Annotated in this window: 19 protein-coding genes, 1 tRNA gene and 1 pseudogene; 10 read left to right on the top strand and 11 right to left on the bottom strand. The window is 67.3% G+C overall.

The features are described from left to right. Positions 1 to 4 precede the first annotated feature (4 nt). A pseudogene (locus VX037_RS08115) lies at positions 5 to 540 on the bottom strand (putative zinc-binding metallopeptidase); the annotation flags it as partial. 103 nt (positions 541 to 643) lie between these two features. Between VX037_RS08115 and VX037_RS08110 the strand changes: the two are divergent. Further along, on the top strand, positions 644 to 1,609 hold the full coding sequence (locus VX037_RS08110; protein WP_287016934.1) for an SURF1 family cytochrome oxidase biogenesis protein: 966 nt from the start codon (positions 644 to 646) through the stop codon (positions 1,607 to 1,609). Here VX037_RS08110 and VX037_RS08105 read toward each other — a convergent pair. Continuing rightward, positions 1,587 to 2,561: a cobalamin biosynthesis protein gene (locus VX037_RS08105; RefSeq protein ID WP_328713813.1), complete on the bottom strand. Its 975-nt coding sequence runs from the start codon at positions 2,559 to 2,561 to the stop codon at positions 1,587 to 1,589. The two genes, VX037_RS08110 and VX037_RS08105, sit on opposite strands and share 23 nt — an antisense overlap. A gap of 60 nt (positions 2,562 to 2,621) precedes the next feature. On the opposite strand from VX037_RS08105, the gene VX037_RS08100 reads away from it, so the two are divergent. Then, positions 2,622 to 3,437, top strand: coding sequence for a spermidine synthase (locus tag VX037_RS08100; RefSeq protein WP_328713812.1), 816 nt, complete (start codon positions 2,622 to 2,624; stop codon positions 3,435 to 3,437). A gap of 127 nt (positions 3,438 to 3,564) precedes the next feature. Here the strand turns inward: VX037_RS08100 and VX037_RS08095 are convergent, their stop codons facing one another. Together VX037_RS08095 and VX037_RS08090 are read right to left on the bottom strand one after the other, a co-directional pair. After that, positions 3,565 to 4,389 carry a maleylpyruvate isomerase family mycothiol-dependent enzyme gene (locus VX037_RS08095; RefSeq protein WP_287016937.1) on the bottom strand — a complete coding sequence of 275 codons (825 nt, stop codon included), beginning with the start codon at positions 4,387 to 4,389 and terminating at the stop codon, positions 3,565 to 3,567. A 90-nt stretch (positions 4,390 to 4,479) separates the two neighbouring features. Continuing rightward, a complete protein-coding gene (locus tag VX037_RS08090; protein ID WP_372474974.1) occupies positions 4,480 to 5,814 on the bottom strand; it encodes a family 1 glycosylhydrolase in 1,335 nt (444 codons plus the stop codon). A gap of 96 nt (positions 5,815 to 5,910) precedes the next feature. Here VX037_RS08090 and VX037_RS08085 point away from each other — a divergent pair, with 96 nt between their 5' ends. Then, positions 5,911 to 6,927 carry an alpha/beta hydrolase family esterase gene (locus tag VX037_RS08085; protein ID WP_235722723.1) on the top strand — a complete coding sequence of 339 codons (1,017 nt, stop codon included), beginning with the start codon at positions 5,911 to 5,913 and terminating at the stop codon, positions 6,925 to 6,927. A 50-nt stretch (positions 6,928 to 6,977) separates the two neighbouring features. Then, positions 6,978 to 7,856, top strand: coding sequence for an aldo/keto reductase (locus tag VX037_RS08080; RefSeq protein WP_328713811.1), 879 nt, complete (start codon positions 6,978 to 6,980; stop codon positions 7,854 to 7,856). Between the two features lie 11 nt (positions 7,857 to 7,867). On the opposite strand, the gene VX037_RS08075 is transcribed toward VX037_RS08080, so the two are convergent. After that, positions 7,868 to 8,638 carry an IclR family transcriptional regulator gene (locus tag VX037_RS08075; RefSeq protein ID WP_328713809.1) on the bottom strand — a complete coding sequence of 257 codons (771 nt, stop codon included), beginning with the start codon at positions 8,636 to 8,638 and terminating at the stop codon, positions 7,868 to 7,870. Positions 8,639 to 8,808: 170 nt separating this feature from the next. Here VX037_RS08075 and VX037_RS08070 point away from each other — a divergent pair, with 170 nt between their 5' ends. Continuing rightward, on the top strand, positions 8,809 to 9,573 hold the full coding sequence (locus VX037_RS08070) for a CoA transferase subunit A (RefSeq protein WP_287016784.1): 765 nt from the start codon (positions 8,809 to 8,811) through the stop codon (positions 9,571 to 9,573). Then, positions 9,573 to 10,229 carry a 3-oxoacid CoA-transferase subunit B gene (locus VX037_RS08065; RefSeq protein WP_287016783.1) on the top strand — a complete coding sequence of 219 codons (657 nt, stop codon included), beginning with the start codon at positions 9,573 to 9,575 and terminating at the stop codon, positions 10,227 to 10,229. The genes VX037_RS08070 and VX037_RS08065 overlap by 1 nt, the downstream gene beginning before the upstream one ends. A gap of 37 nt (positions 10,230 to 10,266) precedes the next feature. On the opposite strand, the gene VX037_RS08060 is transcribed toward VX037_RS08065, so the two are convergent. Next, positions 10,267 to 10,524 (bottom strand): hypothetical protein, encoded by a 258-nt coding sequence (locus VX037_RS08060; RefSeq protein ID WP_287016782.1) that lies wholly within the window; start codon positions 10,522 to 10,524, stop codon positions 10,267 to 10,269. A gap of 289 nt (positions 10,525 to 10,813) precedes the next feature. On the opposite strand from VX037_RS08060, the gene VX037_RS08055 reads away from it, so the two are divergent. The 3 genes from VX037_RS08055 (at position 10,814) to VX037_RS08045 (ending at position 13,928) form a co-directional block, all read left to right on the top strand. Beyond that, positions 10,814 to 11,800, top strand: coding sequence for a helix-turn-helix transcriptional regulator (locus tag VX037_RS08055; RefSeq protein ID WP_266062915.1), 987 nt, complete (start codon positions 10,814 to 10,816; stop codon positions 11,798 to 11,800). Continuing rightward, the gene (locus VX037_RS08050; protein WP_235722715.1) at positions 11,797 to 12,591 is read left to right on the top strand and encodes a putative protein N(5)-glutamine methyltransferase; all 795 of its coding nucleotides are present in this window, start codon (positions 11,797 to 11,799) and stop codon (positions 12,589 to 12,591) included. Before VX037_RS08055 ends, VX037_RS08050 begins: the two co-directional genes overlap by 4 nt. A 344-nt stretch (positions 12,592 to 12,935) precedes the next feature. Next, positions 12,936 to 13,928 (top strand): GmrSD restriction endonuclease domain-containing protein, encoded by a 993-nt coding sequence (locus tag VX037_RS08045; RefSeq protein ID WP_328713807.1) that lies wholly within the window; start codon positions 12,936 to 12,938, stop codon positions 13,926 to 13,928. 72 nt (positions 13,929 to 14,000) lie between these two features. Here VX037_RS08045 and VX037_RS08040 read toward each other — a convergent pair whose 3' ends face one another. From VX037_RS08040 to VX037_RS08020, 5 genes are all read right to left on the bottom strand, one after another. Next, positions 14,001 to 14,123 carry a hypothetical protein gene (locus VX037_RS08040; protein ID WP_328713805.1) on the bottom strand — a complete coding sequence of 41 codons (123 nt, stop codon included), beginning with the start codon at positions 14,121 to 14,123 and terminating at the stop codon, positions 14,001 to 14,003. A gap of 86 nt (positions 14,124 to 14,209) precedes the next feature. Beyond that, positions 14,210 to 14,284 (bottom strand) — tRNA-Val (locus VX037_RS08035). 87 nt (positions 14,285 to 14,371) lie between these two features. Beyond that, on the bottom strand, positions 14,372 to 14,890 hold the full coding sequence (locus tag VX037_RS08030) for a peroxiredoxin (RefSeq protein ID WP_235722713.1): 519 nt from the start codon (positions 14,888 to 14,890) through the stop codon (positions 14,372 to 14,374). Further along, positions 14,887 to 15,318, bottom strand: coding sequence for a DUF3052 domain-containing protein (locus VX037_RS08025; RefSeq protein ID WP_160901083.1), 432 nt, complete (start codon positions 15,316 to 15,318; stop codon positions 14,887 to 14,889). Before VX037_RS08025 ends, VX037_RS08030 begins: the two co-directional genes overlap by 4 nt. 108 nt (positions 15,319 to 15,426) lie before the next feature. After that, complete coding sequence (locus VX037_RS08020; RefSeq protein WP_235722794.1) at positions 15,427 to 16,044, bottom strand: hypothetical protein; 618 nt, start codon at positions 16,042 to 16,044, stop codon at positions 15,427 to 15,429. Positions 16,045 to 16,300: 256 nt separating this feature from the next. Between VX037_RS08020 and aceE the strand changes: the two genes are divergently transcribed. Beyond that, positions 16,301 to 19,117 carry a pyruvate dehydrogenase (acetyl-transferring), homodimeric type gene (aceE, locus tag VX037_RS08015; RefSeq protein ID WP_235722712.1) on the top strand — a complete coding sequence of 939 codons (2,817 nt, stop codon included), beginning with the start codon at positions 16,301 to 16,303 and terminating at the stop codon, positions 19,115 to 19,117. Positions 19,118 to 19,128 lie beyond the last annotated feature (11 nt).

Here is a 19,128-nt window from a genome sequence, read left to right as displayed (position 1 = left end):
ACCGTCACCCCGGCGACACGAGATTGTGCACGAAACGGATCTTGTCCAACACGCGGTCGGGCAGCAGATACGGGTACAGATCGGGATGTCCCATCGAGCGGTTGATCTGATTCAGCGCCCAGCTCAGCGGTAACCACCACTCCACCAGCTGTTCGAATCCCATGTCGCCGGACATCACGCTCTCCGGCGACGAACCGGCGGGTGCCATCGCGAACGATGCCGCGGTGTCGAGGGTGTCCCGGATGTGCAGGTAATGCGCAAACGTCTCGGCGAAGTCCTCGGCCGGATGGGTGGCGGCTGCGGCCGACACGTAGTCCTGTTCCCAGCCGGGCGGCACTGATGGCGAGAGGCCCCGACCCGACGCTGCCTGATGGTTCTCGTCCGGATCGCCGAACAGCTCGACGAACCGCGCGCGTGCCGCGGCGTCGGTCAGGACCAGCTGGTAATAGTGGCCGACGTCGTGAGGAAGATGCCCCAGCACGGCGCGGTACGGCTCCGACAACTCCACCTCATCTGGTCGCGGTGCACGTCGTCACCTTCGCCCGGTCGCGTTCGAGTGAATTGCGACAACGCTACCGCGGGCCGCCCCCACCGAGCGTCACGCCGGGCCGAGTCGATTTCGTCCGCTCGGTACCGTTGTGGTGTGCATGTGTTGCGGACGTTCCTACGCCCGGGGTGGCTGGCCCTGGGTGTGGTGGTCGTGGCGTTCGCCGCGATGTGCTTCACCCTGCTCGCACCATGGCAGCTGGGCAAGAATTCTGACACCGAACATCGCAACGACCTGATCACGTCCGCCATGTCGCAGTCGGCAGTGCCGATCGACGAGGTCGCACCGGCCGGGGCCGGGTTCGACCCCTCGACCGAATGGCGTGAGGTCACATTGCGTGGGCGCTATCTGACCGATCGCGAGGTCCTGGTACGCCTGCGGTCGGTGGACGAACGGCCGGCCGTCGAGGTACTCACCCCGTTCGCCACCGACGACGGTTCCCGCGTGGTCCTCGTCGACCGCGGGTACGTCCGCCCCGAGCAGGGCGCGTTGCCGTCGATTCCCGCCGCGCCCTCCGAGTCGACCACGATCGACGCGCGAATCCGGAAGGGTGAGGGCACATCTCCGGGCCGCGGCGCCCATACCGAAGCGGGACGAGCGGCCGTCTACACCATCGACCCGGCCGAAGTCGGCCGCGCGGTCGATACGTCGCTGGACCCGTTCTATCTGCAACTGTCGCCCGACCAGCCCGGTTCCCTCGGCGAGATCTCGCTTCCCCAACTGGATTCGGGCCCCTACCTCTCGTACGGCCTCCAGTGGCTGGCGTTCGGGATCATGGCGCCGCTGGGCGCCGGATATTTCATCTATTCCGAGATCCGGCAGCGACGTCGGGCAGCACGGATGGCATCCGAGACCGAGTCCGGCATCGCGGTCGGCTCACCCGACGCGACCGCGGACCCGTCCGCTGCGGCCCGCAGCCGCCGAGAGCGCGTCCGCGCTGATCTGCGTGAGGCGGGCACCGCATCGGGTGCCCGGCAGCGTCATCAGATCGGCAACGCTCCGGAATCGGAAACAGCGGACGCTGACGTGCGCGCCAAGCTCAGTCGCCGCTACGGCGATTGACCAGAATCGCGATCATCGCCGCGGTCAGCGCGGCCGCCACCTGAACCCGGCGCGACAGGTGTACCGCGGCCCGCAGGTCGGTCGTCGTCGGCGCCGCCCCGGTCCCCAACAGCGGGCGGTTCTCGACGCCATGTCGATACTCGGTGCGCCCGCCGAGTCGGACGCCGAGCGTCCCGGCGAAGGCGGACTCGACGACCCCGGCATTCGGGCTCGGATGGCGACCGGCATCGCGACGCCAGGTGGCGACGGTCCGCGTCGGCGCACCGCCGAGCGCCACCACCAGCAGGCCGGACAGCCGGGCGGGCACCAGGTTCGCCAGGTCGTCGAGGCGCGCGGACGCCCATCCGAATCGCTGGTAACGAGGATTGCGATAGCCGACCATCGCGTCGAGGGTGTTGGCGGTGCGGTATGCGAGCAGGCCGGGCACGCCGGCCACCGCGCCCCACAACAGTGGCGCCACTGCGGCGTCGGAGGTGTTCTCGGCGATCGATTCCACTGCAGCGCGGATCATTCCGGCCTCGTCCAGAGCGTCCGGGTGGCGACCGCACAGGCTGGGGACCAAGCGCCGTGCCGCGTCCAGGTCGCCCGCGTCGAGGGCGTCGGCCATCGCCACACCCACCCTGCACAACGTCGTCCCGCCGAGCACCGCCCAGGTGGTTGTGGCGGTGACCAGAACCGTGCCCTTTGCACCCGCCCGTCTCGTCGCGAGCGCGCCGATGCCCCACGCCGCCGCCACACTCAGCCCGGTCAGCCCGGCACCCCGGGCGTGCGCATCCCCGTACAGCTGTTGCTCGAGTACCGCGATCGCGCGGCCGATGCCGGCCACTGGATGCCAGCGCGGCGGATCGCCCAGCAACCGATCGGCGAGGGCGCCGAGCACGAGGCCGCTCGCGATGCCGCGCCCCGATCGGGCACGGCGGATGGGCGCAGGTGGGAGCGATGGATGCGGCACGTCGGCGATCGTATCCGCGCTCGATCCTGCGACCGTCGGCGGCGGCATAGACTCACCGCAATGCCCAGATCCCAGGCCGAGCCCGTCGCCGGCACCTATTCGATCGACACCGGCGTGGCCGAGTTGATGCCGGACACCATTGCCGGTGGGTGGCTGCTCACTGTCAACGGGTCGCAGAGTTCCCACATCCACCCCGACCCCGCGGTCCTCGACTTCGAGTACATGCGGCAGATGAGCGCGGTGATGGCGGAGAGGTTTCCGTTCGACAGCCCGCTGCGCGTTCTGCACCTGGGTGCGGCGGCCTGTGCGTTGCCACGGTTCGTCGCCGGCCGATACCCGGCCTCGAAGCAGGTGGCAGTGGAGATCGACGGTGAGCTCGCGCGCCTGGCCCGCGAGTGGTTCGATCTGCCCCGCGCTCCCCGGTTACGCATCAGGGTCGGCGATGCCCGCGAGGTGGTGACGTCGCTGACCGCGAACACTCGCGACGTGATCGTGCGGGATGCATTCGCCGGCGCCCGCACTCCACGCCACCTGACCAGCCGGGAGTTCCTCGAGCAGGCCCACCGCGTGTTGGCCCCCGGCGGCCTGTACCTCGCCAATTGTGGCGACAACCGGGATCTGGCGCTGGCCCGCGCGGAAGTGTCCACCGCCACGACCGTGTTCCGGCACGTCGCGTTGATCGCCGATGCGGCGATGTTCAAGGGCCGACGCACCGGCAACATCGTCCTTGCGGCCGCCGATCAGCCGATCTCCGCGACCCCGGAACTCGTCCGAACGCTGCTGAGTGATCCACAACCCGCCCAGATCCTCGACGGCCCACGCGCCCGCGAGTTCGGTTCCGGCGCGATCATCACCGACGCCCCCACCGCTGGTTGACGAAACCGGCCAGCACCCCGCCCAACTCATCCGTTCAGACGACACCGGGTTCTCGACAGTGAACCTTCGGATTCCGAACTCGAAACCTGCCTCGCACACACGTTCGCATGCGACGCGCTCCCGAGCGTCAGATCACGTAGTTGAGGGCGCCGACTATGGCTCGACCGATCTCGTCGTCCCCGGCGATCGCGACCCGGCTCGGGTCCGCACTTGTCCGTCCGCCGGCCAAGCGGGCGAGGTCGATCGAATCGACGGTCAGCGTGACATCGGCGGAGTCGTCGCCGTCCGGGAACTGATCGACCTTGGCAGCCCGGTCATCGACGTAGATCCGGATGCGCCGGGCCGCGAGGCCCTCGAGCACGAACAGCACACAGCTGCCCTTTGGAGTCGCGGCTCGCTTCCCGACCACGAACGGCAGCGACGCGGCGATCTCGTCGAGTGCCACACCGGCCGGCCCCTCGTCCGAGGGGGCCGACCCACCGGTGCTGTCGCGTAGGTCGATCTCGTGCATCCAGCAGTCGAAGACCCTGATGCGCATGAATCGCCCATACGTGTCCTGGCCGGCGGGGGTGAGCGCGTCGGAGTCGAACTGCTCTTGTGTCATCGCACGCAGATGTTCGGTGCGGACACCGACGATCTCCCGGAACGCCTCCATCACATCCGCACGCGGCGATTCCCGATAGTGGTCGAGCCATCGTTCGTTGAGTTCACCGATGGGATTGCGGACATGCTCGAGTCCACTGACGTCGCGGGCGGCGGTTACGTCGCGCCCCTCGAGGATGCTCTCGGTTCCGATCACGTGCGCCACGATGTCGGCGATCGACCAGCCCGGCAGTATCGAGTCCGCCGACCATTGTTCGTCGCTCAGCGCAGACACCACATCGTCCAACGTCTGCCACTGCGCGATGAGCGCGTCGACGATGGGCTCCGCGGGCAACACGGTCTTGGCCATGGGTGGCCTCCTTGGTCATCGAAGGGTCTGTCATCGAAGGGTCTGTCATCGAAGGGTCTGTCATCGAAGGGTCTGTCATCGAAAGGTCTGTCATCGAACCGGTTCCAGGCAACTCGAGGGCGCCGCGACCAGCGAACAGACCTCGGCGCTGCGGGTCGGCCGGTACTCGGCCGGAACCCCGTTGGCGGCCGTGATCCGCCGGTAGGCCTCGACCGCATCCGTCGGCCGGCGGGTCAGTGTCGGGTCGGTCCCCACGTCCACCGTGTAGAGCCCGAACCTCGGTGTGTAGCTTCCCCACTCGTAGTTGTCGGTGAGACTCCAGTAGTTGTACCCGATGACGTCGACGCCGTCGCCGCGGGCCCGTTGCAGCCAGTAGACGAGATCGCGCAGATGGTCCCCACGCCGATACCCGTCCGGCCGGTCGGCGCCGTCGCGTGTGGGCATACCCGACTCCACCACATACAGCGGGATGCCCGGGAAGCGCCGGGCATAGTCACGCAGCGCGTAGTAGAGACCGTCGGCCGCAACGGGGGCCAGCCACTGTTCCTCGGTCGCCGCACGCCAAGCATTCGTGTCACCCGGCGACACCGAGTAGTAATAGTCGATCCCGATGAAGTCGAGGGCGCCGCGGAGCCGATCGAGGTAAGCGATGTCGAGAGCCGGCTCCACCGTGGGAATGTAGGCGACATTCGACGACACCATGGCGTTCGGGTCTCGGCGGTGGATGTAGCGGTAGATCGCCCGATGCACGTCGACGAGACCGTCGACCATCGTCGGGACGGCTGCCGGCGTGATCCCCCCGATGCGCAGCTCGTTGGTCACGTAGGTGAACGGTTCGTTGATGGTGATCCAGTAGGGGTGGAACCGGTCGTAGCGGTTCACCACGCGCCGCGCGTTGCGCAGCCAGTCCTCGCGTGTGGCCGGGTCGGCCCACCCACCTCGGTCGGCGATCCAGCCGGGATACACCCAGTGGTCCAGCGTGATCATCGGGCGCATGCCGGCGGCGACGATCGCGGCGACCACATCGTCGTAGTAGGCCAGCTCGTCGTGGTCGATCACGCCCGGCCGCGGCTCGATGCGCGCCCATCCCACTCCGATGCGGTAGACGCCGACACCCAGCCGGGCGGCACGTGCGATGTCCTCGCGGTAGCGGTGCCGGAAGTCCACCGATGTCCCGACCCGGTCGTGCGTGCGGCCCGAGTGGGTGTGGCGCCGCCAGTTGCTGTCGGGCGACGACCCTTCGCTCTGGAAACCGCTCGATGACACGCCCCACGCGAACGTGCTCGGTAGACGCGCCGGCGCTGCACCGGCGGGCGGTGCGATTGTCCCGAGGAGAAGTATCACGGCGACAACGACGATGGCCGACAACACTGTGGTCGAGCGCGCGGCGGGTGGGGCGGCATGGGACGCTTTGCCTCGGAGCACCAGCCAAGGATTCCAGATGCGGCGCGCGTGGGAGGAGGAAACCGCAGTCCGGCCAACACCACCCGATGCCACCGAACCGCGCCGTACTCTGTGGCGATGTCCGGCTCCCGACGTCGCATCCGGCGGCGCCTCTCCGTCGTCTGGTTAGGTCTCATCCTCGCCTCGGGACTGGGTGCGAGCCTCGCCCCCGCAGTGACCGCAACGCCCCTACCGCCGTTCGACGCTCCTGCGCCGCACGGCCACCACGCAGCCGTCCACCCGGTGTCCGGATGCGCCGGGAACTCTGTGCGACCGGGGTCGAGCATGGTGCGGTCGGTGTCGGTGGGTGGTGTGACGCGCCGATTTCGTGTGCACGTTCCCGCGTTCTATCCCGGCACGGTGCCGGTGCCGCTGATCCTCGCCTACCACGGGCGGGCCGAACGCGCCGCTGCCTTCGAGCGCTACACCGGCCTCTCGGGTCTGCCCGCGGTGGTGGTGTATCCGGTCGCCGCTCCCGGCCGGGGTGGCGCGTCGGCGTGGCAGGGCGCACCCTATTCGTCGCCGCGGGCCGATGATGTCGGATTCACCCGCGCCATGCTGCGCGACCTGCGGTCACGGTTCTGCGTGGATCGCGGTCGCACGTATGCGATCGGCCGGTCCAACGGCGGTGGGCTCGTGGCGATGCTGGCCTGTCGGCTTCCCGCGGACTTCGCCGGCTTCGCGACCGTCGGGGCGGCGGTATATCAGCAGGCCGTGGCCGGGTGCGCCCATGGCCCGGCCATCTCGCTGATCGACTTCCACGGCACCGCCGACCGCACGATCGCCTATCGAGGCGGTACGAAACTCGGTGCTTCCTACCTCTCGACCTCGAGTTGGCTACGACGGTGGACCCAGCGCGCAGGCTGCGTGGACGCACCGCTGGTGGTGCCGATGAACCGCGCCGTCGACCGGATCTCGTGGCCGCTGTGTGCACGTCCGGAGGCCGCGGTGGTGCACTACCGACTGGGTGGCGGAACCCATCGCTGGCCGGCGCCGATCCCCGGCCACAGCACCGGCAGCGTCGGCGACACGGTGTCGGCCACCGAGCTGATCTGGCAGTTCTTCCTCACCCATCCGCGCTTGGGTTCGTCGTGATCTCGCAGTCATGTGCCTGGCGTCCCGCGCGGGAACACTAGCCTGAAGTGATGAGCACCGACGTCCCGACCATCGAGTTGTCCACTGGCACGCTGATCCCTCAGCTCGGCCTCGGCGTGTGGCAGGCCGATGACGCCGACACCGAGCACGCGGTCGGCTACGCCATCGGCGGGGCCGGGTACCGGCACATCGACACCGCGGCCGCCTACGGCAACGAGGCCGCAGTCGGACGGGGCATCGCCGGCTCCGGCGTCGACCGATCGGATGTGTTCGTCACGACGAAGCTCTGGAACGCCGACCACGGCCGCGACCGGACACACGCAGCGCTCGACGCCAGCTTGGCGCGTCTCGGACTCGACCACGTCGATCTGTATCTGATCCACTGGCCGCTGCAGAACCGCGAACGGATGATCGAGACCTGGGGCGCGATGGCCGAGCTCCGCGATACCGGTAAGGCACTGTCGATCGGTGTGTCGAATTTCGAACCCCATCACCTCGACGCCATCATCGACGCGACCGGTGTGGTGCCCGCCGTCAACCAGATCGAGTTGCATCCGCGGTTGGCCCAGCGCGAACTGCGCGACTACTGCAAATCACGCGGCATCGCCGTCGAGGCGTGGAGCCCGTTGGGCGGCAGCGGCGCCGGTTGGGGTACCGACTCGTCGCCCAACACCCTGCTGACCGACCCGACCCTGAGCCGCATCGGCGAACGGTACGGCCGATCGGCGGCCCAGGTGATGATCCGCTGGCATCTGCAGAACGGCGTGATCGCGATCCCCAAGTCTGTGCACGACAAGCGCATCGCGCAGAACATCGACGTCCTCGACTTCGAGTTGGGCGCCGACGACCTGGCCGCTATCGCCGAACTGGACACGGGCACCCGCGTGGGGGCCCATCCGGACGAACTGAATCTCGGGGCGCGCGAGTAGCCGCCGGGGAGTCAATCGCGGTTTTGCAGGCGGACCGACAACGTCTGCGCCTGATCGAGGAGCAACTCACCCATCATCGCTCGGCGGTCACGGCCGAACCTCGTCTGCACGCCGGTCACACTCAACGCCCAGGCGGGCCGTCCGGCCCGATCGAACACCGCGGCGCCCAGACCCCAGCTCCCCTCCACCAGCAGCGCCGGGTTGGTGGCATACCCGTCGCGACGGGTGCGGGCGATCCGCCTGCGCACTTCGTTCTCGGAATGCTCGTCCCCCCAGTGAGATTCGAGTGCGCTGCGGGAGAAGTACTCGTTCACCTCCCGATCCGGTAGGTGACTCAGGATGGCCAGTCCCGCGGTGGCCACGCCGAGCGGAAACCGGATGCCCACATACAGCACATGTGAGCGCAGCGGGAAGCTGCCCTCGCGGCTCAGCACACACACTGTCTCGTCACCGCGCCGAGCCGAGAGAAACGCACTCTCACCGGTGTCGCGGGCCAGACGCTCCACGATGTCGGACGCCGCCGCGGTGATGTCATAGCGCTGCGCGGCGCCCGCACCCAGCAGGTACAGCTCGGGGCCCAGCGACCACATCCCGCTGGTGCTGTCCCGATCGACCATCCCCTGCTGGGCGAGCGCAGTCAGCAGACGATGCGCGGTGGGCCGGGCCAGATCGGTGGCGCGCGCCAGCTCGGAGGTGGTGGCACCACCCGTTTCGGTGGCGGCCACAGCACGCAACAACGCCGCGGCGCGGTCGATCACCTGGCTACCGGATGCGCTGGACATGGGCTCGACAATAGCGTTCATAGAATGAACGCGTTACGTCCACCAAGATCATCTGTCGAGCAATAGGCGCAATATTTGGTCAGAAGATTGCGGCATGACGTGCAGATGAGCAGACTCACCCCCAGTAACTTTCGCGTTCATTGAACGAACGCAGGCGCGGTGGAGGTGTCATGGCAACACAGGTGAGCACTACGGTGGGCGAGGCGATCGCCGACATCGTCAGCGGCAGCACGCTCGCTGTCGGGGGCTTCGGGCTGTGTGGGATACCCGACAAGCTCATCGAGGCAGTCGCCGAATCCGGCGCCACCGACCTCGAGGTCTATTCCAACAACTGCGGGGTGGACGACCACGGGCTGGGCATCCTGTTGTCATTGGGCCGAATCCGCCGCGTCACTGCGTCCTACGTCGGCGAGAACAAGGAGTTCGCGCGTCAGTACCTGGCCGGCGAACTCGAGGTCGAGCTCACCCCGCAAGGCACTCTCGCCGAACGACTGCGCGCCGGCGGCAACGGAGTTCCGGCTTTCTACACACCGGCTGGGGTGGGGACGCCCATCGCCGACGGCGGCATGCCGTGGCGCTACGCCACCGACGGCACGGTCGCCGTCGCGTCACCGCCGAAGGAGACGCGGGTGTTCGGTGGCAAACGGTATGTACTCGAAGCGGGCATCCACGCCGACTTCGCGCTCGTGCATGCCCGTGTCGGCGACACCCACGGCAATCTCGTGTTCGACAAGACCGCGATGAATTTCAATCCCCTCGCAGCGATGGCCGGCCGCATCACCATCGCGCAGGTCGAGGAGCTCGTCGAGCCGGGCACGATCGACCCCGCCGACGTGCATCTGCCGGGGGTGTTCGTGCAGCGGATCGTGCGCACCGGACCTCAGGACAAGCACATCGAGAAACGCACGATCAGCACCACCGAAGGAGCCGCCTGATGACCACCACCGTGACCGGCTGGACTCGGCAGCAGATGGCCGCACGCGCCGCCGCCGAGATGATCGACGGCGAGTACGTCAACCTCGGCATCGGGCTGCCCACACTGATCCCGGATCACCTCCCCGCCGACATCCACGTGACGCTGCACTCCGAGAACGGCATCCTGGGCACCGGCGGGTACCCGACCGAGGACGCCGTCGACGCCGACCTCATCAACGCCGGCAAGGAGACCGTCACCGTCAGATCGGGTGCGGCATTCTTCGATTCGGCGATCTCGTTCGGGATGATCCGCGGCGGCCACATCGACACCGCGGTGCTCGGTGGGATGCAGGTCTCGCGCACCGGCGACCTGTCGAACTGGATGGTGCCCGGCAAGATGGTCAAGGGCATGGGCGGCGCGATGGACCTCGTTCACGGCGCGGCTCGGGTCATCGTGCTCATGGAACACACGACCCGCAACGGTGACCCCAAGATCCTCGATACCTGCACGCTGCCCCTCACCGGCGCGGGTGTCGTCAACCGGATCATCACCGATCTCGCGGTGATCGACGTGATGGGCGACGGCACGCTGCTGCTCACCGAAGTCGCTGCCGGCGTGAGCGTCGATGATGTGGTCGCACGCACGGGTGCCGAGCTCACCGTCGACGTGGGTTGAGAGTCACCGGCCACTCACGCACCCGCTGAAGCCGGACTCACCCCACCGGCACGCACACGATCGTGATGCACACCGTCTTGGGTGCGTCCGGGATCGGGAAGATCGGCACCAGCGGCACCGGCAACAACGGCACCGGCAGCAGCGGCACGGGCAGGATCGGCACCGGGATCTCGGGCACTTCGATCGTTGCTGCCTCATGCGTTGTGGGTGCCGCCGACGCGGTGGGCGTGACGGCCAGCGCCGCTGCCGCTGCGAGACCTACCCCTGCTGCCAGCTTCTTGAGATGTGCGGTCATGATTGTGCTCCTGGAGATCCTCGAGAATCAGACCGCTGATTGTGGACCGGCAGGGATTCAACAAGAGCCGACTGATCATTTCGTTACTGACACAAAACAATTGGTCCACCTGACCCGGCTGCGGGCTGCCACACCGTGCGGGTCGGGCTCCACGTCGATTTTCGCACACGGCGATGGCGATATCGAGAGAATCGTCATTCGACGGACGGAGTCGATCGGGGCACAACGGTGTCGACCGCGCCGACCAATGCGGTCAACGCCTGTCCGCAAAAGACGGCAGTATGGTCACATGTTGGAGACCTCTGCCCGCCTGTTGGCGTTGCTGAGCCTGTTGCAGACCCGCCGCGAGTGGTCGGGTTCTGAGCTCGCCGACCGGCTGCACATCACCACCCGCACGGTGCGTCGTGACATCGACAAACTCCGCGAACTCGGCTATCCGGTCGACGCCACCGTCGGTGTCGGGGGCGGCTACCGACTCGGCGCGGGGGCGGAGATGCCGCCACTGCTGCTCGACGATCAGGAGGTACTCGCGGTGGCGCTCGGCCTCAACGAGATCACCACCGGGTCGGTCAGCGACATGGCCGAGGCATCGGCAGGCGCACTCGCGAAGCTCCGTCAGGTGATGCCGTCACGACTGCGCCACCGGCTCGATGCGCTCACCATGGAGGCCGTGCCACGCGAGACCCGAAATCCCGTCTCCGGTGCGACCCTCACCGACATCGCCACCGCGTGCCACCGCACCGAACGCCTGCGATTCGACTACCGACGCGGCGACGGGACCGAGAGCCGACGCGAGGTCGAGCCGTACCGGCTGGTTCGCAGCGGGCTGCGGTGGTACCTGATCGGTTGGGATCTCGGGCGCGACGACTGGCGATCATTCCGGGTCGACCGCATGGAACCGAAGACACCGACCGGTCCGCGCTTCGTCCCGCGTGAGCTCCCAGAGGGCGGTGCCACCGGATACTTGTCCCGGAGCCTCGGGGCGGTGTATCGACGCGCGTCGGCGCGCGTACGTGTCCACGCGCCGCTGGCCACTGTTGCCGCCATGGTGCACGACGAGTGGGGCACCATCGAGGCGGGAGACGAGAACAGCTGCGAATTGGTGCTTTTCAGTACATCTCTGGTCAGCATCGCGCGCTGGTTGCGCGCCTTCGACGCCGACTTCACCATCCTGGAGCCGCCCGAACTCATCGACGAATGTCGGGCGGTGGCCCGCTATCACGACGACGTCGCGGCACGATACCTGCGCGCGGCCGACGCCGCCGAACGATCATGAACGTCGCCGACCTGCCCGCGTTGCTGGCGCAGACCACGCAACGATTGCGTACTGCCGGTTGTGTGTTCGCCGAGGAGGAAGCACAACTGTTGCTGGCCCATGCCGACAACGAGACCCAGCTCGCCGCCTGGATTGCTCGCCGCGTGACCGGAGAACCGCTCGAGGTGGTGCTCGGCCGGATGACCTTCTGTGGGCAGACCGTGTTCGTCGATGCCGGAGTGTTCGTCCCACGCCGACGCACCGAGTGGTTGGTCCGACAGACCGTCGCGGTCACCCGGGCCGGTTCGTCGGTGGTGGACATGTGCTGCGGGACCGGTGCGATCGGTCTCGTGGTGGCGCGCGAGGTCTCTGACATCCGGTTGTATGCCTGCGATATCGATCCGGCTGCGGTGCGCTGCGCGGCCCGCAACATCGAACCGCTCGGTGGCCGAACATTCTGCGGTGACCTGTTCGACCCGCTGCCCGCGGCGTTGCGCGGCACCGTCGACAGCATCGTCGTGAACGCCCCGTACGTACCGACCGCCGAGATCGCCCACATGCCTCCCGAAGCACGTGACCACGAGCCGCGGCAAGCCCTCGACGGCGGGGCAGACGGCGTCGACCATCACCGCCGGATCGCTGCTGCGGCGGGCGAATGGCTACGACCGGGTGGTCACGTCCTGATCGAAACCGGCGCGGCGCAGGCGGGACTGACCGCCGAAGCACTGTCGGAGCACGGTCTGCTGACCTCGGTGGCGTCGTCTGACGAGCTGGCGGCGACGGTTGTGACGGGACGCCTGCGAGGCCGGTGAATCCACAGCGCCCCGGCCGCGGGTGAGCGGTCGGGGCGCGGTGAGTTGTCTGACACCACCCCCGGAGTCCCGCGGGTACGGGGATGTCGACAAAGGTGGTGCGTCCTCGGGATCGCCCGGGGCGAGTGCAACGATCGATCCGTCGGCGCCCTCGACGCTACCGGGCGATCCGGCACCGGTCGAACAGCGCCGGATGAACAACGGATGAAGCATCTGATCAACTGCGCGAACGCGTTTCGCACTGTTCCGCAGCCCGCTCGCATGCGCACCCGACGCACGCCTTCCGACGCTGTCGGCGGCCCGTGACATGCTGTCAGCCGACCGCCTGTGACACGAAAGCGCCGATGCCGAAGACGACACCGATCCGACGACGAACCTGGCTGCTGCTCGGGGTTCTTCTCGTGGCTGCCCTCGGACTCGTGGTGGTCAGCGCGCTGCCCGATGCCGACGACACCACCGCCGGCGGCGACCGCACGGCAGTGGGCTCGACCGTGCCGAGTGCGCCCGCAAGCGGTTCCGCAGCCCGGTCGGTCTCCCCTGCCCCGGAGACCACCGCACCGCCCGCCGGACAGTCGGAAGCCGTCCGACGCTCCCTGACGATGTTGGACACCCTGGCGGTGAAGGGTCGGGCACCCAGGACCGGATACGAACGCGAGCAGTTCGGACAATCATGGTCAGACGACGTGAGCGTCACCGACGGCCATAACGGATGCGACACCCGCAACGACATCTTGCGCCGCGACCTCACCGACGTCGCGCTGAAACCCGACACCCGCGGCTGTGTGGTTCTCGCCGGCACACTCGACGACCCGTACACCCGTCAGACGATCTCCTTCACCCGTGGTCCGGACACCTCCGCTCGGGTCCAGATCGACCATGTTGTCGCCCTGTCGGATGCGTGGCAGAAGGGAGCGCAGCAACTCGACGCCGATCGGCGGCGTGACTTCGCGAACGACCCGCGAAACCTGCAGGCAGTAGCCGGGTCGGCGAACCAACGCAAAAGCGACGGGGACGCGGCCACCTGGCTGCCGCCGAACAAGAGCTACCGATGTACCTACGTATCCCGCCAGATCGAGGTGAAGTCGTTGTATCGGCTCTGGGTGACGCCGGCGGAGAAGGACGCGATGACACGGGTGCTCACGGCCTGTTCCGGCACCGCGATCCCGACATCAGAGACAGCATCGCCCCCGCCGACGAAGACCGACCGGGTCGCGCCGGCCTCCTACTTCCCGAACTGCGCGGCAGCGCGTGCCGCGGGGGCCACGCCGTTGCGGCTTGGTCAGCCGGGGTACCGCGCCGCACTCGACGGCGACGGTGATGGGGTCGCCTGCGAGTAAGCCCGGCGCTGTCGCGGAGGTGTCGCAACATACCTCCTGAGGCAACCCACTCGGCGCGGCCTCGCGGATGGATCAGCTGGCGAACAGCAGAGCCGGGAGCAGCGAGCTCCCGAGCGTCGCGCTCCCGACGATGCCGACCCCGAGCGCTGCGCTGCCGGCTGCGGCAATCGCGCGCCTCGCGTTGATCAATCGCACGTGGAAAGTCTCGTACAACGTCCGCGGATCGAGTGTTCGAGCCCGCGGCACCCTTTTCACACGACCGCTCGACGACACATCCGCGGTGGTGCGCGCAAAGGGATTCGAACCCCTGACCGCTGGTGTGTAAGACCAGAGCTCTACCGCTGAGCTATACGCGCAAGTGACGATCCGGCTATTCAATTACCGCCGGACGCCAACTCATGAATGTAATGGGTATCTCGTCAGAGCCCAAACCGGCCGACCCGTCACCGCGGCGACGGGGCCGCTCCGTCCTCGGCCACGGCGAGCAACGCTTTGTCCCACAGCGAAGAATCGCGCGCCTCCCCGGGCTCGAGCATGTCGCTGAATCGGATGATGCCGTCCCGATCCACGAGGAAGGTGGCCCGGTTCGCGTACCCGGAGACCTCGTTGAAGGCCCCGTACGATCGTGCGACCTCGCCGTGCGGCCAGAAGTCCGAGAGGATCGGGAACAAGAACCCTTGCGCCGAGGACCACACCTTGTGCGTCGGCGGCGGCCCCACCGAGATCGCGACGGTCCGCAACCCCTCGTGGATAAAGCTCGGCTCATGATCTCGGATGTAGCCCAGTTCGCCCTGACACGTGCCAGTGAACGCCAGCGGGAAGAACACCAGCAGCACCTGCCCGTCGGCACGCAGCCGGGACAGCGAGACGCGCTGATTGTTCTGATCACGCAGTTCGAAGTCCGGGGCCGCCTCCCCCACCTCCAGCGGCGACGTCGGCTGTTCGGCGACCTCGCTACTCATGCGCGCTTACGGGATTTGGGCTGAACCAGCCGTGATCCCGACCATCTCCCCAGACTGAGCACATTGGTCTGAGTCAGCCCCGCAGTCGGTGCGGACTCGGCGATCTCACTGGGATCGACGTGACCATCGGTTCCGGTCTTGGGTGAGAACACCCAGACGTACCCGTCATCGGCCAGCGGTCCGATCGCATCCATCAACGCATCAACGAGGTCACCGTCACCGTCGCGCCACCAGAGCACGACCACGTCGATCACTTCCTGGGCGTCCTCGTCGAGCATTTCCTCACCGATGACGTCCTCGATGTCGGCCCGCAACTCGTCGTCGGTGTCCTCATCCCAACCGAGTTCCTGCACGACCATGCCAGACGTGAATCCGAGCTTGTGGGCGCTATTGTCCCCAGCGCTGCTGGACTCTGTGGCGGCTACCACCGCGTGTGACCTCCCTGCCAATGCGTATTCGACTGTCAGCTTAGAGAACAGCCTAAATGCTCGGGGTGCAACCCGAACAGGGGTATGCGGACACCAGGTCGTCACCCGTCATGGCGTCGCCGGGGCCGATGGCGCCGTCGAAGGGGGCGCAACCGTCTGCGGCGCACCCGACCCGGGCGCCGGAGCCGGCGACGCGTCGGAGGTCGGCGGCAGCGGTAGGTACTGCGCGCACCTGTCCAACACGAGGTTCTTGTCTTTCGTCCACTCCGCCGCGATCGGGTTGAGGCCGGTCAACCGCCGCTTGGCGATGGCGTCACCGAGTCGTCCGGTGGAGTCGAGGAACTGCGCGGTCGGATCGGCCACGTCCTCGGGTGTGACAGACGAGAGATGCCCACGGATCACGTCCGAACCCGCGATCAGACTGGCGCGCGCCCGGTCGTCGAGGTCACCCACCCGGTCGTAGCTGTGCACCTCGCTGAGACGTTGGACGAACGCGTTGTAGCCGCGCACCATCACCACCATCGACGACATGGCTTCCCGACACAGGTCCACGCCGTCCTGCCGAATCGACGACGCCACCGAGGCCGACAATTCGGCCTGGTAGGCGGCCACCTGGCCGGGCGCGGCGGAACCCGAGCCGTCGATCGGTGTCGCGCAACCCGCGGTCCCGAAGCCCGCGGCGACGACGATCCCGACCGCGATCGACGACCTACGCACCCGACTCATCGTCGTGCGTGTGACCCCATGATCACCGTCGCCCCGCATCGCTCTCCTGACTCATCAGTAACAAACACCGAAACGCTACCGCAGGTCGCAGCGGGTGGCAGCCATCCGGCGACAACCTCGCCCACCCGGTGCCAACCGTAGTGACATGCGGCACGATAAGAGGGGGACGCCGTGGTCCCGACATCATGGGAGCGGCCCCGTGTCATCGCACGCCGGACACCACCGTGTTCGGCCGACCGAGGGAGTAGGCATCACAGTGACCGAACAGGCAGAACACACGACGACCAAGGAGTCCGGCTCGCAGAAGCCGGCCGAGGGCGCCAACGGCGATGGTCGTAACCGTGTCCGGGTGATCCGCGAAGGGGTCGCCTCGTACCTGCCCGACATCGACCCCGACGAGACCGCCGAATGGCTCGAGTCCTTCGACGACATGCTCGATCACGCCGGGCCCGGGCGCGCCCGGTATCTGATGCTGCGACTGCTCGAACGCGCAGGCGAGAAGCGCGTGTCCATCCCGTCACTGACCTCGACCGACTACGTCAACACGATCCCGACCGAGAGCGAACCCTGGTTCCCCGGGGACGAGGACGTCGAGCGCCGGTTCCGCGCCATGCTGCGCTGGAACGCGGCGATCATGGTGCATCGGGCCCAACGTCCCGGTGTCGGCGTCGGCGGTCACATCTCCACGTACGCGTCGTCGGCGGCCCTCTACGAAGTCGGCTTCAACCACTTCTTCCGCGGACTCGATCATTCGGGCGGCGGCGACCAGATCTTCATCCAGGGCCACGCCTCCCCCGGCATCTACGCTCGCGCATACCTCGAAGGGCGCATCGACGAACACCGGATGGACGGGTTCCGCCAGGAGCACAGCCACGCCGGTGAGGGTGGCGGTCTGCCCTCGTATCCGCACCCACGATTGATGCCGGAGTTCTGGCAGTTCCCGACGGTGTCGATGGGCATCGGACCGATGAACGCCATCTATCAGGCGCGCTTCAATCACTACCTGCACGACCGGGGCATCAAGGACACCTCCGATCAGCACGTGTGGGCGTTCCTCGGCGACGGGGAGATGGATGAGCCCGAGTCCCGCGGCTTCGCCAGCTTCGCCGCGACCGAGGGCCTCGACAACCTCACCTTCGTGATCAACTGCAACCTGCAGCGGCTCGACGGTCCGGTCCGTGGCAACGGCAAGATCATCCAGGAGCTCGAATCGTTCTTCCGCGGCGCCGGCTGGAACGTCATCAAGGTGGTGTGGGGCCGCGAATGGGACTCGCTGTTCCACGCCGACCGCGACGGCGCCCTGGTCAACCTGATGAACACCACTCCCGACGGTGACTTCCAGACCTACAAGGCCAACGACGGCGCCTTCGTCCGCGAACACTTCTTCAACCGGGATCCCCGCACCAAGGAGCTGGTCAAGGAGCTTTCCGATGCCGACATCTGGAATCTCAAGCGAGGCGGTCACGACTACCGCAAGATCCACGCCGCCTACGCCTCGGCGATGGCCCACAAGGGCCAGCCGACGGTGATCCTCGCCCATACGATCAAGGGCTACACACTGGGCAAGCACTTCGAGGGGCGCAACGCGACGCACCAGATGAAGAAGCTGACCCTCGATGATCTGAAGGCCTTCCGCGACTCCACCCGAATCCCGATCAGCGACGAGCAGCTGGAAAAGGACCCCTATCTGCCGCCCTACTACCACCCCGGGATGGATGCACCGGAGATCCAGTACATGCTGGACCGCCGCAAGCAGCTCGGCGGCTCGTTGCCGGCCCGCCGGACAAAGTCAAAGGCCCTGAAACCCGACGTGAGCCGGGCACTCAAAACCGCAGGCAAGGGCTCGGGCAAACAACAGGTGGCCACCACCATGGCGCTGGTCCGCATCTTCAAGGACCTGCTGCGCGACAAGGAGATCGGCGACCGCATCGTGCCGATCATTCCGGACGAGGCACGTACCTTCGGCATGGATTCGTGGTTCCCGACACTCAAGATCTACAACCGCAACGGACAGCTGTACACCTCGGTGGATGCGGAGCTGATGCTCGCCTACAAAGAGGCCACCGACGGCCAGATCCTGCACGAGGGCATCAACGAGGCGGGGTCGGCGGCCTCGTTCACCGCGGTCGGCACGTCGTACTCCACCCACGACGAACCGATGATCCCGCTCTACATCTTCTATTCGATGTTCGGCTTCCAGCGCACCGGCGACAGCTTCTGGGCCGCAGGTGACCAGATGACCCGCGGGTTCGTCATCGGCGCGACGGCAGGTCGCACCACGCTGACCGGTGAGGGTCTGCAGCACGCCGACGGTCATTCCCCGCTGTTGGCCGCAACCAACCCAGCGGTCGTCTCCTACGATCCGGCCTTCGCGTTCGAGCTCGGCCACATCGTCGCCGACGGCCTCCAGCGTATGTACGGCGAGAACCCAGAGAACATCTACTACTACCTGACGGTCTACAACGAGCCGATCTCGCAGCCGGCCCAGCCGGAAAACCTCGACGTCGCCGGGCTGCTGAAGGGCATCTATCGGTTCCAGCCGGCGCCCGACGGCAAGAAGTTCTACGCCAACATCCTGGTGTCCGGGGTCACCATGCCGGATGCCTTGCGCGCGGCCGAGATCCTCGCCGACGAGTGGGATGTGGGCGCCAACGTCTATTCGGTGACCTCGTGGAGCGAACTGGCCCGTGACGGCGTCGAGGCCGACCGGCTCGGTGTCCGCGAACCGAACACGGCGCACCCACAGCCGTATCTGACCGAGGTGCTCGGTCAGACGGTCGGCCCGACGATCGCAGTCAGCGATTTCATGCGCGCGGTGCAGGAACAGATCCGCGCCTACGTGCCGGGCACCTATCTCACCCTGGGAACCGATGGGTTCGGCTTCTCCGACACACGTCCGGCCGCACGCCGGTTCTTCAACGTCGACGCGGAGTCGATCGTGGTCGGGGTGTTGGTCGGCCTGGCACGCGACAACAACATCCCGTTCACTGTCGCCCAGGAAGCTGCCGATCGCTACCAGATCACCGATGTGGCAGCCGCACCCGAGCAGACGAGCGACCCCGGGGTCGCCTGATCAGCCCATCG

The sequence above is a fragment of the Gordonia sp. Z-3 genome, from assembly GCF_036233855.1.
Taxonomy (GTDB): domain Bacteria; phylum Actinomycetota; class Actinomycetes; order Mycobacteriales; family Mycobacteriaceae; genus Gordonia; species Gordonia tangerina.
Note: the sequence above shows the minus strand (reverse complement) of the source record. Positions and strands in the feature narration are given on the sequence as shown.